General features: G+C 70.4%; 11 protein-coding genes. 2 read left to right on the forward strand and 9 right to left on the reverse strand.

Features of this window, described 5'->3' with window-relative positions; genetic code table 11:
• Window positions 1–16: 16 nt before the first annotated feature.
• Genes malQ through treS form a run of 4 tightly spaced genes read right to left on the reverse strand, consistent with a single transcriptional unit; the run spans window position 17 to window position 9,646 of the window.
• Window positions 17–2,101 (reverse strand): 4-alpha-glucanotransferase, encoded by a 2,085-nt coding sequence (gene malQ, locus Q0C38_RS08935; protein ID WP_291296730.1) that lies wholly within the window; start codon window positions 2,099–2,101, stop codon window positions 17–19.
• Complete coding sequence (glgX, locus tag Q0C38_RS08940) at window positions 2,098–4,194, reverse strand: glycogen debranching protein GlgX (protein ID WP_291296731.1); 2,097 nt, start codon at window positions 4,192–4,194, stop codon at window positions 2,098–2,100. Before glgX ends, malQ begins: the two co-directional genes overlap by 4 nt.
• Window positions 4,191–6,344, reverse strand: coding sequence for a 1,4-alpha-glucan branching protein GlgB (gene glgB, locus Q0C38_RS08945; protein WP_291296732.1), 2,154 nt, complete (start codon window positions 6,342–6,344; stop codon window positions 4,191–4,193). The genes glgX and glgB overlap by 4 nt, the downstream gene beginning before the upstream one ends.
• Window positions 6,341–9,646 carry a maltose alpha-D-glucosyltransferase gene (treS, locus tag Q0C38_RS08950; RefSeq protein ID WP_291296733.1) on the reverse strand — a complete coding sequence of 1,102 codons (3,306 nt, stop codon included), beginning with the start codon at window positions 9,644–9,646 and terminating at the stop codon, window positions 6,341–6,343. The genes glgB and treS overlap by 4 nt, the downstream gene beginning before the upstream one ends.
• 132 nt (window positions 9,647–9,778) lie before the next feature.
• Here treS and Q0C38_RS08955 point away from each other — a divergent pair, with 132 nt between their 5' ends.
• The gene (locus tag Q0C38_RS08955) at window positions 9,779–10,417 is read left to right on the forward strand and encodes a DUF938 domain-containing protein (RefSeq protein WP_291296734.1); all 639 of its coding nucleotides are present in this window, start codon (window positions 9,779–9,781) and stop codon (window positions 10,415–10,417) included.
• Between the two features lie 4 nt (window positions 10,418–10,421).
• On the opposite strand, the gene Q0C38_RS08960 is transcribed toward Q0C38_RS08955, so the two are convergent.
• Window positions 10,422–10,778: a thiol-disulfide oxidoreductase DCC family protein gene (locus Q0C38_RS08960; protein ID WP_291296735.1), complete on the reverse strand. Its 357-nt coding sequence runs from the start codon at window positions 10,776–10,778 to the stop codon at window positions 10,422–10,424.
• 92 nt (window positions 10,779–10,870) lie between these two features.
• On the opposite strand from Q0C38_RS08960, the gene Q0C38_RS08965 reads away from it, so the two are divergent.
• Window positions 10,871–11,443, forward strand: coding sequence for a demethoxyubiquinone hydroxylase family protein (locus Q0C38_RS08965; RefSeq protein ID WP_291296736.1), 573 nt, complete (start codon window positions 10,871–10,873; stop codon window positions 11,441–11,443).
• 21 nt (window positions 11,444–11,464) lie between these two features.
• On the opposite strand, the gene Q0C38_RS08970 is transcribed toward Q0C38_RS08965, so the two are convergent.
• The 4 genes from Q0C38_RS08970 to Q0C38_RS08985 are packed head-to-tail and all read right to left on the reverse strand — an operon-like array spanning window position 11,465 to window position 15,801.
• On the reverse strand, window positions 11,465–12,211 hold the full coding sequence (locus Q0C38_RS08970) for a sulfite exporter TauE/SafE family protein (protein ID WP_291296737.1): 747 nt from the start codon (window positions 12,209–12,211) through the stop codon (window positions 11,465–11,467).
• Window positions 12,212–12,219: 8 nt separating this feature from the next.
• On the reverse strand, window positions 12,220–12,984 hold the full coding sequence (locus Q0C38_RS08975) for an SDR family oxidoreductase (protein ID WP_291296738.1): 765 nt from the start codon (window positions 12,982–12,984) through the stop codon (window positions 12,220–12,222).
• Between the two features lie 13 nt (window positions 12,985–12,997).
• A complete protein-coding gene (locus Q0C38_RS08980; protein ID WP_291296739.1) occupies window positions 12,998–14,344 on the reverse strand; it encodes an MmgE/PrpD family protein in 1,347 nt (448 codons plus the stop codon).
• Window positions 14,341–15,801, reverse strand: a complete 1,461-nt coding sequence (locus tag Q0C38_RS08985) for a tripartite tricarboxylate transporter permease (protein WP_291296740.1) — start codon at window positions 15,799–15,801, stop codon at window positions 14,341–14,343. The genes Q0C38_RS08980 and Q0C38_RS08985 overlap by 4 nt, the downstream gene beginning before the upstream one ends.
• Between the last annotated feature and the right edge of the window lie 3 nt (window positions 15,802–15,804).

Here is a 15,804-nt window from a genome sequence, read left to right on the forward strand (position 1 = left end):
ATCACGGTGAACTGCCCTAGCGGCGCGTGCGCCGCGCGGCATCAAGCGCGCCGAGGATCGAGACCGCAGGCTCCTCGCCCAGCATCCGCTCGGCAGGGCGCGGCAAGCGGCGACGCCAGTTCGGATGTTGCGTGACCGTACCGGGGAGGTTCGGCTGGTCTGGCGTCATCGTCACGTCCTCGAGCGGCAACAGCACGAGCGGTGATGGCGTCGCGCCAAGGAACCGTGCGACCGCCGTGCCGAGCTGGTGCGCCGCGCGCACAGGCGCCTCGCCCTGCGCCCCGCCATGCGCGACGAGAGCATCCCACAGCGCCCCGCGCTCCGCCGCGCGAAGCTCGGTCGCGTCATCAGCGCTTTCGCCAGGGGCCAGGAGGCCAAGGCCCGCCCGCAGCGGAATGTCGGCCCCCTCCCACCAGCCGGCGACAGTCGGCAGGTCATGCGTGGTGCTCGTGGCGGTGGCGTGCGCATCGTAGCGTGCGGGGGGTGCGAAGCCGCCGCCCTCGCGCTCGAAGAACATGACGCGGATGCCGTAGAGCCCGTGCGCGGCGAGCGTCTCGCCATACCCGTCCGGGACCGTGCCGAGATCCTCGCCGATCACGATGGCCTGCGCGGCGTGCGATTCAGCAGCAACGACGCGGAGCATGTCGGTCACCGGGAAGCGCAGATAGGCGCCTTCGTGCGGCGCAGCACCTTCGGGGATGCACCAGATGCGCGAGAGACCCATCACGTGGTCGAGCCTGATGCCCCCGCCATGGGCCATCGCCGCGCGCAGATCCTCGATGAACGGCGCAAAGCCCGCGGCGGCGAGCGGGCCGGGCGCGAAGGTGGTGAGACCCCAATCCTGCCCGACGGTGTTGAGCAGGTCAGGTGGCGCGCCGATCGACACGCCAGGCAGCAGTGCCGCGGTGCCCGACCATGCCCGCGAGCCGCCCGATGAGTTGCCGACGGCGAGATCTGCGATCAACCCGATCGCCATGCCCGCCTCGCGCGCGGCGGCCTGCGCCGCATCGCACTGCCGGGCCGCGAGCCATTGCAGGAACACGTGGAACGACACGTCCTCCGCCCGCTCGGCCGCGAAGCGCGCGACCTCGGGCGACGATGGCGTCCGGTAGGGCGCTGCCCAGCCACGCCAGTCCCATGCCGATGCATCCCGCCCGAAATGATGCGCGTGCAGCACCTCGAACACCGCATGGTTCTCAAGCGTCGCACCACCTGCTGCGCGGAACTGCGCGAAGGCGACCGCGAGCGCCGTGTCGGCATGCTCTGCGCGGAACCGACCGAACAACGCCCGCAGCATGCGGAGCCGCGTGGAAATCGCTGTCGCGTAGTCGATCAGCTTCTCCTCGTCGTGCAGCGTGCGAATGCTGAGCGTTGCGGCAAGCTCCTCCTCCGTAGCGACATCCGACAGCCCTCCGGCATCGGCCATCCAGCCGTTCAGCATGCTGCGATGCGACGGCGAATACGGGCTGTAGGCACCAGGATCGGCGGCGAACAGCGCATGCAGGGGGCTGACAGCAAGCGCATCGGCACCAGCCGCCGCGGCCTCGCGCACCAGCGGCGGCAGCAGCCCGAGATGCCCGAGCCCGCCATCGGCAGCGCCGCGCAGCCCGTAGAGTTGCGCGCCGAGGCCCCAGAGCCTGCCGTGGCGAAGCGCCCCGCGATGGCAGGATGGCGGCGCGATGAGAACCGCCGTGTCATGCCCGGCGAAGGCAAGCCGCGCATGGCCGATCGCGCCGGGCAATGTGAGAGCTAGCGCCCGCCCGCCATCCTCGGTCCGATACGGCTCCGCAACGCCGTGATGCGTGGTGCCGAAGGCGTCCGTGAGCTGCCATGCGACACGCAGTGCCGCCTCGCCCATGCCGAGCGGGACGATGAGGGGGCCGCCGGCTGTGCCGGTCAACAGCGCCGGCAGTACGCCGCGTCGTGCCTCGGCCGCACGCAACGCATCCTCCGGCGAGGTGGCGTCGACGCCGACGGCGCGGAGCAGCGCGCGGACCACATCGAGCCCGACATGCCTGTGCTCGCCACGGTAATCGTGCCATGTCGTATCGATGCCGTGGCGCGCGGCGAGGGCGAGCAGCGCGTTGTCGCCGCCGCTCACGGCAAAGCCTGCCGGCGCACCGCGACGACGAGGGCGTGCGGGGCGACGTCGGTGCTGTCAGCCGGCGCTGCTGCCTCGCAGTCGGGAGCGGCGCTGTCGAGCACGGCGCGGAAGGCGGAGGGATGGCGAAACGTCGCGGGCTCCGACCCTGGGTTCATGAGCACGCGCACGATCTCGATTCCTCCTTGGTCGGCCCCGCCCCGGTTGGCTGGGCCGGCCAGCTGCATCGCGAATGCCCGCGCCCCGTGATCATGCCAGCGTGACGGGGCGAGGGCGGTTCCGTCAGCCTCGAACCAGGCTATGTCCGGCAGCCCGGGTGCCACCGGCGTACCGTGCAGGAAACGATCCGTTCTCAGAACCGGGTAGCTTTTCCGGAGTGCCGCCAGCCTGGCTGCGAAGCGTGTCATCGCCGCGGCCTCGCCGCTGCTCTCAGGCCAGGCAAGCCAGCTCGTGGCGTTGTCCTGGCAGTAGGCATTGTTGTTGCCGCCCTGGGTGCGCCAGGCCTCGTCACCCATCGCGAGCATCGGCGTTCCGTGCGCCACGAACACCGTGGCCAGCATAGCACGTGCGACCGCGGAACGGGTCATGACGATTGCAGCATCATCACTCTCGCCCTCAGCGCCCCAGTTGGCGCTGTGGTTCTCGGAATGCCCGTCGCGTCCATCCTCGCCGTTGGCGGCGTTGTGGCGGTGGGCGTAGGTGACGATGTCGCGCAGCGTGAACCCGTCATGGCTCGCGATGTAGTTCACGCTCGCCCAGGCCCGCCGCCCCGCCTTGTCGAACAGGCCGGCAGACCCGGCGAGCCGCGCTGCCATCGCCGGGCGCATACCCTCGTCACCGCGCCAGAAGCGGCGGACCGTATCGCGGAAGAGGTCGTTCCACTCGGCAAAGCCTGGCGGATGGTTGCCGAGCTGGTAGCCGCCGGGCCCGATGTCCCACGGCTCGGCGATCAGTTTCGTCCGCGCAAGCACCGGGTCCTGCCGCAGCGCATCGAAGAACCCTGCCCCCTGGTCGAACCCATGCGCCTCCCTGCCGAGCACAGTGGACAGATCGAAACGGAATCCATCGATGCCGTACACGCTCACCCAGTGGCGCAGGCTGTCCATGACCAGCTGGATGACGCGGGGATGCGAGACGTTCAGCGTGTTGCCCGTGCCGGTGTCGTTGATGCTGCGGCGACGGTCCTCCGCGTGAAGGCGGTAGTAGCTCGCATTGTCGATGCCGCGGAACGAGAGCGTCGGGCCTTCCTCGCTGCCCTCGGCCGTGTGGTTGTAGACGACGTCGAGAATCACCTCGATGCCGGCCTCGTGCAGTGCGCGTACCGCCTGCCGCACCTCCTCCACCGCGCCGGTGGCCAGATAGCGCTGGTGCGGTGCAAAGAAGGCGAGGCTGTTGTAGCCCCAGTAGTTCACCAGTCCCTTTCGCATCAGGAACGGTTCGTCGACGAAGGCGTGGATCGGCAGCAGCTCGATCGCGGTGATGCCGATACGGTGCAGGTGCGCGATCACGGCCGGGTGCCCGAGTGCCGCGAAAGTGCCGCGTCGTGCGGCGGGGATGTCAGGGTTGGCGATGGTGAGGCCGCGCAGATGCGCCTCGTAGATCACCGTGTCGCGCCAGGGCGTGTTCGGCCGGCGAGGTTCGGCATCGGGTTCGGGAAATGCGGTGACGACCGCCTTCGGCATCAGCGCCGCGCTGTCGCGCCTGTCCTGTGCGTGGTCGCCCCCCGCGGCGAGGCGGTGGCCGTAGAGCGCATCGCCATGACGCAGCGTTCCCGCGAGCGCGCGCGCATAGGGGTCGAGCAGCAGCTTGTGCGGATTGAAGCGATGGCCCGCGCGGGGATCATAGGGGCCGTGCACACGGAACCCGTAGAGGAGGCCGGGCATCGCCCCGGCGAGATAGCCATGCCAGACACCATCGGTGCACTCGGGCAGATCGAGACGCGCCGCCTCGCGCCTGCCGTCGGCGTCGAACAGGCAGAGGACGACGCGTGTCGCATGCTCCGAGAACACTGCGACGTTCACGCCCATCCCGTCCCACGTCGCACCCAGCGGCCAGGGCGCGCCTGGATCGAGCCTGTCAGGCAGCGTCGTCACGGCGCATGCACGAGGATCAGGGTGGCGAGCGGCGGCAGCGTGAGCACGAGGGACTGCGCGTGGCCATGCACGGGAACGTCCTCTGCCGGCACCCCGCCGCCATTGCCCATGTTGCTGCCGCCATAGAGGGCCGAGTCGCTGTTCAGCCGCTCGGCCCAGAGGCCTGGCCGCGGCACGCCGACGCGATAGCCTGGCCGCGGCACGGGCGTGAAGTTGCTGATGACCAGCGCGGGTGCATCGCCCGGATCGCCGTAGCGACAGAACGCGTAGGTGGAATGCTCGCGGTCATCGACGACCGACCAGGAGAACCCCGCCGGTGAGGCGTCGTTGCGATAAAGCGACGGCGTGGCGGCGAGCAGGCCGTTGAGGTCACGCACCCACGCAGAGACGCCGGCATGGGCAGGATGGTCGCGCAGATGCCAGGGCAGTGACGCCTCGTGGTTCCACTCATCCGGCTGGGCCAGTTCACCGCCCATGAACAACAGCTTCTTGCCCGGATGTCCCCACATGAAGCCGAAATAGGCCCGCAGCGTCGCGAAGCGCTGCCACGCGTCACCGGGCATGCGGCCGAGCAGGCTGCGCTTGCCGTGCACCACCTCGTCATGCGAGAGCGGCAGGATGAAACGCTCGCTGAACCCGTACAGCAGGCCGAAGGTCAGCTTGTCGTGGTGCCAGGGCCGGTGCACCGGATCGTGCGACACGTAGTCGAGCGTGTCGTTCATCCAGCCCATGTTCCACTTGAATCTGAAGCCGAGCCCGCCCTGCGCGACCGGCGCGGTGACGCCAGGCCAGGCGGTGCTCTCCTCGGCGATCACGCTCGCCCACGGCGCATGCTCGGTCACCGCCTCGTTCAGCTCGCGCAGGAAGCCGATTGCCTCGAGGTTCTCGCGCCCCCCATGGATGTTTGGGACCCACTCGCCGTGCTTGCGTGAATAGTCCCGATACAGCAACGACGCGACGGCATCGACACGCAGACCGTCACACCCGAAATCGCGCAGCCAGGTGAGTGCCGAGGCGATCAGGAATCCCCGCACCTCGTGCCGGCCAAGATTGTAGATCAGCGTGCTCCAGTCCTGGTGGAACCCCTCGCGCGGATCGGCATGCTCGTAGAGATGGGTCCCGTCGAACTGCGCGAGGCCATGCGCATCCGTCGGGAAATGCGCCGGCACCCAGTCAAGGATGACGCCGATGCCTGCCTCGTGCGCACGATCGACGAAGCGGCGGAACCCTTCCGGCGGGCCAAATCGCGAGGTCGGCGCGAACATGCCGATCGGCTGGTAGCCCCAGCTTCCATCGAACGGGAACTCGGTGATCGGCAGCAGCTCGAGATGGGTGAAGCCGAGGTCGCGGGCATAGGGCACCAGGCGCTCGGCGAGCTCGTCCCAGGTGAGCGCACGCCCGCCCTCGCCACGCATCCACGAACCAAGATGAACCTCGTAGATGCTCACCGGCGCATCGGCACTGAGCGCGGGACCGCCGATGCGCGGATGCGGCGGCAAGGGCGCGGGAACGACGGAGGCCGTCGCCGGGGGATGTTCGGCCTGGCCCGCGCATGGGTCGGCCTTCAGCGGCAGGAGCGTGCCATCGAAGCCGATCAGTTCGTACTTGTAGCGTGCGCCTGGCCCGAGGCCCGGGACGAAGAGCTCCCATACGCCCGCCTCGATGCGCAGCCGCATCGGATGCCGCCGCCCGTCCCAGCCATTGTGATCGCCGACAACGGAGACGCGCCGCGCATTCGGCGCCCACACGGCAAAGCGAACACCGCTGACACCATCGATCGTCATCGCGTGCGCGCCGAGCGCTTCCGCAAGCCTGCGATGCCGCCCCTCGGCGATGAGGTAGATGTCCATCCCGCCGAGAAGTGGCGGAAACGCGTATGGGTCGGCCGTCTCCTGCTCTCCGCTGGCCCAGTCAATCCGAAGGCGATACGGCAGGCGGCCGGGCATTTCACCCACGAACAGCCCATCGGGATGGGCGCGCTCGAGGACGGCGATCAGCGCGCCATCGGGCGCATGCGCCGCGACGCCGCGCGCACCCGGCAGCAGTGCGCGCAGCACCCAGCCCGCGTCCGTCAGGTGAGGGCCGAGCAGCGAGAACGGATCGCCATGCGTTCCGGCGACGAGCGCCTCCAGCGCTGCCGCCCCGCTCATGACGCGGTCTCCCGCAGCACGAGGCGCGCGAGCGTGGCCAGCGCCGCCGATGCAGCGATCCGGTCGCCGCCATCGAGTGCGGCGGACAATTGCGCGGCCGCCTCCGCCGTGGTGAACAGCAGCAGCAGCTTCGCCTCGTCCGCCGCCGCCGCGGGCAGCAGCGCGGTGCCGGCGGTTCCCGCGCGATAGCCCTCGCTGATCGCGGTGCGGGCTGCCTCCCGCCAGGCAGCGGCGAGCGCGGGGCGCGGATCCTCCACGCCAGCGCGCGGTGGCGGCAGGTCGGACAGTGCGGCGGCGACCAGCGCATCAAGGCTGCAGGCGAGGGTGGCGAGATCGCGCGCAGGCGAGGTCAACGCCGCGCGCAGCCCGTGCTGCGCAGGATGCGTGCTGCCGAACCCGACCAGCGCCGCATCGCCCGCGACGACCAGTGTGCGCGTCATGTCGAGCGCACCGTGCACCCTGATGCTGAGGCCCGCCTTCCGCCCCGGCAGCGGGCGCCGAAGCCGCGCAAGCAGGGGGCCGCGCGCGGCGAGCACGGCGCGCGCCATGGCGGCATCGGCCTCGCCGAGTGCACCGAGATTGGCGCCGAGCCGGTCGAGCGTCGCCGCGAGAATGGTCGCTGCCTCGACGGCCCAGGCGGTCGAGGCGTCGTCGGTGACGGGGGCGGGAGCGAAGGCGGGATCATCGTCGGGTGCAGCGAGCACCGCATGCATCTCGCCGAGGTGCCGGCCGAGCGCGCCCATGAACGTGAGGCTCGGCGCGCCGTGGCTCGCCAGCAGCACCGTCGCGGGCTGTGGCGGATCGGCGACCAGCGCGTCGTCGAACACGCGGCGCAGCTGCGCCAGCGTCCAGTCACGGCCGTTGCCCTGGTTACGCACGAAGCCCTGCGCGAAGGCGAGCACGCGCTCCGACCCGTCGCCGCCGACGCGGACGACATCGCCGAGGAAGGTGGGCGTTGCGGCAAAGCCCTTCTCGGTAAGATGGCGGATCATCGCGATCTCCGGGTGCGAGCCGGGGCGGCTGCGCCGAACGAGCTTGAGCACGATTGTTTCGCCCACAAGCAGCGAGGACTGCGTCAGCGCAAGCCCAACGCGGTGCACCGCGGCACCCTCGCCGGGAAGAGCGGCAGCGAGGCCAGGTGCTGGGCGGAAGCGCACCTCGCCCGCCTCGTCGACGATCACGCGACCCTCGGCAAGGGCAGCGACCATCGAATGGGCGAATGCGTCGATCGCGAAGCCATCGGTGACGAGGCCCACGCGCCGGCCACGGCGGGCGCGGGCGAGCGCCAGTTGCGCGGCGAGTGCGTTGGCGCGCTCGTCGCCGTCGAACACGAGGGCGAGCGGCAGGAAATACTGCTCGCCCGCACGCTCGCCGGCGAGTTCGACGAGCACGACATCGCCATCGGCGGTGCGCAACGCGGGAGCCGCGACGACACGCACCGCGCGCGGCTTCGCCGACACCGGGCCGAACCAGGGGCGGAGCGGCAGGTACGACGGCAGCACCTGTTCCTCGAACAGCGCACGCGCCTCCTGCGCGAAGGCAGGGCGAAGGCCCTCGCGCAACACGAAGGTGACGAGTTCCGGCAGCATCGCCGGCGACACCTTGTGCCAGGCGGGGGGCGCCTGCGCCTCATCGAGCACGAACCAGAAGAAGCCGTAGGGCGGCAGCGTCAGCAGGTAGGGCAGCGCTCCGATCGGCGGGAATGCGCTGCGGCCGAGCATCTCGACGGGAACGCGGCCCTGGAAATCCGCAAGGTCGAGTTCCACCGCCTGGGCGCTGCGCGAAAGGTTTGCCACGCAGAGTACCGTATCGCCCACATGCTGCCGAAGATAGGCAAGGATCGTCCGGTTCGCCGGATAGAGCGGGCGGTAGGTGCCGCGGCCGAACGTGGCCGCCCGATCCTGACGCACCGACAGCATCCGTCGCGTCCAGTTCAGCAGCGAGTGCGGATCGCGTGACTGCGCCTCGACATTCACGGCCTGGTAGCCGTACACCGCGTCCATGATCGGCGGCAGCACGAGGCGCGCGGGGTCGGCGCGGCTGAACCCGCCCTGCCGGTCTGGCGACCACTGCATCGGCGTGCGCACGCCGTCCCGGTCACCGAGGAAGATGTTGTCGCCCATGCCGATCTCGTCGCCGTAGTAGATCACGGGCGTCCCCGGCATCGACAGCAGCAGGGCGTTGAGCAGTTCGATCCGGCGCCGGTCATGGTCGAGCAGCGGGGCGAGGCGGCGGCGGATGCCGAGGTTGAGGCGCGCGCGCGGATCGGCCGCATAGGTGCGCCACAGCACGTCGCGTTCGGAATCCGTCACCATCTCGAGCGTCAGCTCGTCGTGGTTGCGGAGGAAGATGGCCCACTGGCACGGCTCCGGGATGGGCGGCGTCTGGCGCAGGATGTCGGTGATGGGGTACCGGTCCTCCTGCGCAAGCGCCATGTACATGCGCGGCATCAGCGGGAAGTGGAACGCCATGTGGCATTCGTCGCCCTGGCCGAAATAGAGCTGCGTGTCCTCCGGCCACTGGTTCGCCTCGGCAAGCAGCATGCGGCCCGGGTAGTGCGCGTCGAGCTCAGCCCTGATGCGGCGGATGACGTCATGCGTCTCTGGCAGGTTCTCGTTGTTCGTTCCCTCGCGCTCGACCAGGTAGGGAACGGCATCGAGGCGAAGCCCGTCGACGCCCGCCTTCATCCAGAAATGTAGCGCATCCATCACCGCGCGCAGCACGCGGGGATTGTCGAAGTTGAGGTCCGGCTGGTGGCTGTAGAAGCGGTGCCAGTAATACGCCTTCGCGACGTCATCCCACGCCCAGTTCGACGTCTCGGTGTCGATGAAGATGATGCGCGTGTCGGAGAAGCCCTTGTCGTCGTCGCGCCACACGTAGAAATCGCGCTGCCACGAGCCCTTCGGCGCGAGGCGGGCGCGCTGGAACCAGGGGTGCTGGTCAGAGGTGTGGTTGATGACGAGCTCGGTGATGACGCGGAGTCCGCGCGCGTGCGCTGCATCGATGAAGCGGCGCACGTCGCGCAGCGTGCCGTAGTCGGGGTGGACGGCGACATAGTCGGCGATGTCGTAGCCGTCATCGCGCCGCGGGGACGGATAGAAGGGCAGCAGCCAGATCGCGGTGATGCCGAGGCTGGCAATATAGTCGAGCCGCGCGATCAGGCCGGCGAAGTCACCGATCCCGTCCTCGTTGCTATCGTAGAATGACTTGACGTGAACCTGGTAGAGAACGGCATCCTTGTACCAGAGCGGGTCGTCCGCCGTGGCTGCAACGGATGTCGCCGGGCGGAGCGTGCCCGGCAATGGTGAACCCTTCCTCGGCAATGCGCCTCTCCTTGTCTGGGCGGCAGACTACCCCAGGGCGGCGCCCGGCGGTCAACGCATCCGCGCCGGGCAAGGCTTGACCAGCGCGTGAGGCCGGTGCATCGCGAACCGATGCTGAGCGGTCCTGAACCTGAAGATCCCCGCCCCGACGACCCACGGCGCTTCTCCCCCTCCGCCGCGCGCAACCGTGACCCGATCCTCGCGGTGCTGCGCGCGCACCTGCCACAACGCGGCACTGTGCTGGAGGTTGCCAGCGGCTCTGGCGAACACATCGTTCACCTCGCCACGGCGATGGGCGACGACCTCCTGTTCCAGCCGAGCGAGGCCGACGGGGAAGCACGTGCGAGCATCGACGCCTGGGCGCGGGAGATGCGTTGCCGGAACGTTCTGCCTGCGCTCGCGCTTGATGCCACCGCCTGGCCATGGCCGATCGCGTCGGCCGATGCCGTGCTCTGCATCAACATGATCCACATCGCGCCTTGGCAGGCGACGGTCGGGCTCATGCGGGGCGCTGCCTCGGTGCTCGCGCCGGGTGGGCTGCTCTACCTCTACGGCCCCTTCACCGTGGCCGGCGCGCATACCGCCGAGAGCAACGCCGCGTTCGACGCGAGCCTGCGTGCGCGTGACCCGGCCTGGGGGGTGCGCGACCTCGACACGCTGGCGGAGGCCGCGCGCGCGGCAGGCTTTGCCGCGCCCGAGGTCGTGCCGATGCCGGCGAACAACCTCTCGGTGCTGTTCCGGCGCGCCTGACGCCTCACCGCCAGAGGCGGCGAACGACCAGGAATGCGCGATAGCCGAGCTCGGCGACCGGCGCGACGGGCGCGCTGCCGACGATCCGGCCGAGCCAGCGCCAGCGCGGCAGGGCGAGCCAGAGGGCAGCGAAGGCCCGCGCGCCGGAAACCACGCGCCCATCCGCATCGCGCACATGCATGCGCGCAAGCGCTGCCTCGCGCGTCAACCCTGGGGCCAACGCCTCCGCCCCGCAGGCGCTGACATCCACCCACTCGATCGCCTCGCCGCCTTCGCCACCGCGGTAATGCGCGATCTCGCGGCGGCAGATGGGGCAGGCGCCGTCATAGAACACGGCGGGGCGTGGCTGGGCAGCGTCCATGGGGTGGAAATGGGGACGCGGCCCGCGCCGCCAAGGAGGTTGCCTCCCGGGGATGCGACGCCACATCTGTCAGGGCAATCATGGACACCACGATGAACGCAGCCACCGACGCCCTCCCCAGCCCCCCGCGCGTCACCACGCGGCCGGATGCGCTGCCTGCCTGGCTGATCGGCGAGCTCCGCTCCGACCATGCCGGCGAGACGGGGGCGGTGATGATCTATCGCGGCATCCTCGCCGTCAGCCGCGATGCGGGCGTGCGGCACTTCAGCGAGCGCCACAAGGCGACCGAGCAGGGCCATCTTGACCTGCTGGAGGCGCTGCTGCCGCCGGCACAGAGGAGCCGCCTGCTGCCGATCTGGCGCGTCGCCGGCTGGCTGACGGGCGCGATCCCCTCGCTGTTCGGCCCCCGCGCGGTCTACGCGACCATCGATGCCGTCGAGACCTTCGTCGACCACCACTACCAGGATCAGATCGACCGGCTGGACGCGGAAGCCATCCACCCCGACATCCGCGCCCTGCTCGAGCATTGCCGGCTCGAGGAGGTGCATCACCGCGACGAGGCGCGCGACCTTGGCGACGCCCCGCCTGGTGCGCTGCTCCGCTTCTGGGCTGGGCTTGTCGGTGCGGGTTCGAAAGCGGCCGTCTCGGCGGCGCGGCGGATCTGACGCGCGGAGGCCCCCGCCGGCTCAGCCCAGCAGGTCGCGGACGGCGAAGCCCGCCGTCACCAGGCCGACGAGGATCACCAGCGCCTCGAGGATCTGCACATGCCGCCACGGCGGCAGCTTCGCGACGATGACGGCCGCAAGCCTGCTGCCAGGGATCGTCGCGACGCCGAGGGCGAGGCCGAGAACGATCAGGTCAGGCCCAAGCAGCCCCGTCGCGCCATAGCCGATGCAGCGCACGACATGCATCGAGCCGGAGACGAACGCATCGGTCGCAAGCAGCGCAGGGCCAGCGAGGCCGGCTCCCAGCAGCAGCGGCACGAGCAGCACGCCAGCCCCCGTCGTCATGCCCGAGAGCACGCCCGTGACGGCGCCGCCGCCGACCAGCATCAGCGGATGGCCCATCACTGCGCGGCCCTGGAGCGCACGGCGGAGCGGAACGGTGATGATGAGGAAGGCGCCGACGACGAGATCAGCCATCGGCCCAGAGAGCGCGGCGAAGGCCGTGGCCCCGACCAGGGAGCCGGGCAGGACGCCCGCCAGCACCGGCACGGCGCGGCGGAGATCAAGCCCCTGGCGGAAGGCCCAGATGCGCCCGAAATTCGTCGGCACCATCGCGACGGCGAGCACCGGAACGGCGATGCGCGCGCCGAGCACGGGCAGCAGGTAGGCCGACAGCATCAGCCCCGCGCCGAAGCCAGAGATGCCAGAGAGCGTTCCGGCGGCAAGGGCCAGGCCGAGTGCCGCCACCCATTGCCATGCTTCGAGCATCGCCGCGCTCAGCCGCCGAGATAGGCCCCGCCGTTCACGTGGATCGACTGGCCCGTGACATAGCGCGCCGCGGGTCCGGCGAGGAAGCGCACGGCGGATGCCACCTCCTCCGACGTGCCCTCGCGGCCAACCAGCGTCCTGCGCCCCGCACGGTGGCCCGGCGCATGCGGCGTGGCTGACCCGCCGGGCCCGCGGGCGGTGTCGATCATGCCGGGGGCGACGAGGTTCACGGTGATGCCGTCACCGGCGAGGTCATGCGCGAGCGCGCGGGTGAAGCCCGCAAGCCCCGCCTTGGCGGTGACGACATGCGCGCGATGCGGCGCGCCCGTGTGGCCAGTGAGGCCGCCGATGTTGATGATCGCCCCGTGGCCCGATGCGCGGAGTGCATCGAGGGCGGCCTTCGTGACGTGGAAGGCGCCATCGAGGCACACGCCGAGAACGTCGCGCCAGGCGGCGAAATCCATCTCGGCGAACGGGATCTCGCGCCGGATGGCGGCGTTGTTCACGAGGATGTCGAGCCGCCCGAAGGTCTCGGTCGCCACGCGCACCATGGCGGCGGCGGCGGCAGGGTCGGCCACGTCGCCGAGCGCGGTCGCCGCCCGCCCACCCGCCGCACGGATGGCGGCAGCGACGGCGTCTGCCTCGGCCGCGTTGCTGCGGGCGTTGACGACGATCGCGGCACCGGCCGCTGCAAGGTCACGCGCGATCGCCGCCCCGATATTCCGGCCAGCGCCGGTGACGAGCGCGACGCGGCCCTCGAGCTCACGGTCCATCGGCGTTTTCCTCTCAGGCACGCAACGATGCGGCATCGACACGGGCTGCGTCGAACACGCTGGCGGCGAAGCGGAGCAGGCCCTCGGCCCGCGCGTCGCTCCACCCGCCATGGCGGCAATTGGCGATGCACTTGGCCTCGAGCTCGGACCGCGGCAGGGGCTCGGAGGCGCCGCCACGGAAATGCGGCTGGCGTTCCTCCACCGTCGTGCCGTCGTCGAGCGTCAGCTTCACGTGCCCGGTGAAGGCCTTGGGGTAGGGGTTGGCCGGGTCGACGACGTAGGACACCTTGGCCGCGAGCGCCCGCATCCGGGGGTCGGCCACGCGCGCCTCGGTGAAGGCATCGAGATAGGCACCGTCGAGCAGGAACCCGGCGGCGATGCCGAAGGGAACCGAGAACTTCGCCGCATAGGCGTTCGGCACGGCCTGCTTGAAGCCCAGCGGCTCCCACAGGCGGTGCAGGATGCCCTCGGCCGTTTCGCACGTGACCGACATGATCCGCTCGGGCGCGATGCCGCGTGCGGCGAGCCTGCGCGCGCAATCGATGTAGGGGTGGATCATCGTGCCGCAGGCATAGGGCTTGAACGCGATCGTCTCGGCGATCCAGCGTTCGCCGAAGCCGTCGAGCAGGGCGGCCCAGTCGCCCTCGGTCGTATGCGCGAAGCCGTTGAAGAGCCCGTGCTTGCCCTCGAACACGGTGAGCGGCCCGATGAACCCGCTGCGCGCCAGCAACGCCGCCCGCACGCCCGCCTGCGCGGCCCAGCCCGGATGCGCGCGCTTGGTCCAGGAGCCATCGGCCAGGTACTCGATGATGCCGGAGGCGAAGCTGCCGGCGATGCCGAGTGCGTGGACGAGCTGCTCCTCCGGCAGCTTCAGCGCGACGCCGACGCCAAGCGCCGCACCGACCGTTCCGAACACCGAGGTCGGGTGGAAGCCGGATTTGTGCACGGCCTTGGGCACCACGGTGGATAGCCGGCAGGTGGCCTCCGACCCCGCCGCGATGCCGGCGAGTGCCGCCTGGCCCGACAGCCCGAACCGTTCCGCTGCCGAAAGCACGGCCGGCACGACGACGGCACCCGCATGCACCGGCCCGCCCTCGAACGTGTCGTCGTAATCCTCGCCATGCGCCGCCGTGCCGTTGATCAGCGCCGCGTCCGCCGCCGTCATCGCCCGCGCATGGCCGATGGCGGTGGACGATCCCTCGCCCTCGGCCGTGTCGAGCATCGCCTGCACGTACACCTCGTTCCGCGCGCCGACGCAGAGGCCAGCGGCATCGAGCACCAGGCGCTCGGCCATTTCGCGCATCGCAGCCGTCGGCGTGGCCGCAAGCGCTGCGGCGGCAAGACGTTGGGCGATCGTCATGTCTTCCTCTTGAACTCCGACCAGAACGAGTAGGCGGTGAGTGCGACGGCAAGCAGCAGCAGCACGAGCGCCACGGGGTCCTCGATGAACACCGCATGGTCGCCGGCGCTGAGCATCAGGCTGCGGCGATAGTTGCTCTCCAGCATGAAGCCGAGAACGACGCCGAGCACGATCGGCAGAACGGGAACGCCCGCGAGCCTGAGCAGGTAGCCCACCACGCCGATGCCGAGCACGAGGCCGACATCAAACACGCTCTGCTCGATCGCGAACACGCCGGAGACGATGAGGCAGAGGATCGCGGCGATCAGGTACGGCTTCGGCCGGTTCACGAGCCAGAGCGCCGGCGTCAGGATCACCATGCCGAGCAGCACCATCGCGATGTTCGCGGCGAGCAGGCCGCCGTAGAGGCCCCACACGACCTCCGGTGCGCGCTCGAACAGGAGCGGCCCCGGCGTCAGCCCATGCACCATGAAGCCGCCGAGCAGGATCGCGGCCGAGTTGGACCCCGGGATGCCGAGCGAAAGCAGCGGCACCAGCGCGGTGGCCGTCACCACGTTGTTGGCGCTCTCGGGTGCGGCGACGCCTTCGGGTGAGCCCTTGCCGAACGCGTCCGGGTCGGCTGACCAGCGGCGGGCCTCGTTGTAGGCCATGAAGGCAGCGACTGTGCCGCCTGCTCCTGGCGTGACACCCTCGAACGTGCCGATGCCGCACCCGATCGCCTGGGCGCGGAACAGCCGCCGCATCATGCCGAAGCCCGGCAGCTTCAGCCGCGTGTCGCGCGCCTCGGCCTTCGCCCAGGGCGGCTCGCCGATCTGCACCAGCATCTCGGCCACCGCGAAGAGGCCGACCATAACAAGGATCGGCCTGATCCCGCCAAGCAGCTCCGGGCTGTCGAAGGTGAAGCGCGGCACGCCCGAGACAGGGTCGGTGCCGACGGTCGCGACCATGAGCCCCAGCCCCGCGCCGATCACGCCCTTGAGCAGCGATCCGCCCGAGAGCGACGCGATCACAGAGAGGCCGAGCACGGCGAGCGCGAAATACGCTGCCGGCGTGAAGGCCAGTGCCACGCGCGCCAGCGGCTCGGTCGCGAGCACGAGGACGACGAGGCCAAACAGGCCGCCGACGAGGCCGGAGATGAGCGAGATGCCGAGCGCCTCGCCGCCCTTGCCCTGCCGCGCCATCTCGTAGCCGTCGATCGTCGTCGCGGCCGAGGCATTGGTGCCGGGCGTGCGGATCAGGATGGCCGGGATGGAGCCGCCATACTCCGCCCCGACATAGACGGAGGCGAGCAGCACGATGGCGGGGATGGGGTCCATCCCATAGGTGAAGGGCAGCAGCAGCGCCATCGCGATCGAGGGCGAGATGCCCGGCAGCGCGCCGCCGAAGATGCCCCACAGGCAGCCGGCGAAGGCGAACAGTATGGTGACCAAGCCGTCACCCGAGAACAGTGCTGCCACGCC

The sequence above is a fragment of the Elioraea sp. genome, from assembly GCF_022842375.1.
Classification (GTDB): domain Bacteria; phylum Pseudomonadota; class Alphaproteobacteria; order Acetobacterales; family Acetobacteraceae; genus Elioraea_A.

What these genes read in the sequence shown, in the direction of transcription:
- glgB (WP_291296732.1), bottom strand. Translation starts at nt 6,344, where the DNA reads ATGAGCGGGGCGGCAGCGCTGGAGGCGCTCGTCGCCGGAACGCATGGC.
- Q0C38_RS08955 (WP_291296734.1), top strand. Translation starts at nt 9,779, where the DNA reads ATGCTGAGCGGTCCTGAACCTGAAGATCCCCGCCCCGACGACCCACGG.
- Q0C38_RS08960 (WP_291296735.1), bottom strand. Translation starts at nt 10,778, where the DNA reads ATGGACGCTGCCCAGCCACGCCCCGCCGTGTTCTATGACGGCGCCTGC.
- Q0C38_RS08965 (WP_291296736.1), top strand. Translation starts at nt 10,871, where the DNA reads ATGAACGCAGCCACCGACGCCCTCCCCAGCCCCCCGCGCGTCACCACG.
- Q0C38_RS08970 (WP_291296737.1), bottom strand. Translation starts at nt 12,211, where the DNA reads ATGCTCGAAGCATGGCAATGGGTGGCGGCACTCGGCCTGGCCCTTGCC.
- Q0C38_RS08975 (WP_291296738.1), bottom strand. Translation starts at nt 12,984, where the DNA reads ATGGACCGTGAGCTCGAGGGCCGCGTCGCGCTCGTCACCGGCGCTGGC.
- Q0C38_RS08980 (WP_291296739.1), bottom strand. Translation starts at nt 14,344, where the DNA reads ATGACGATCGCCCAACGTCTTGCCGCCGCAGCGCTTGCGGCCACGCCG.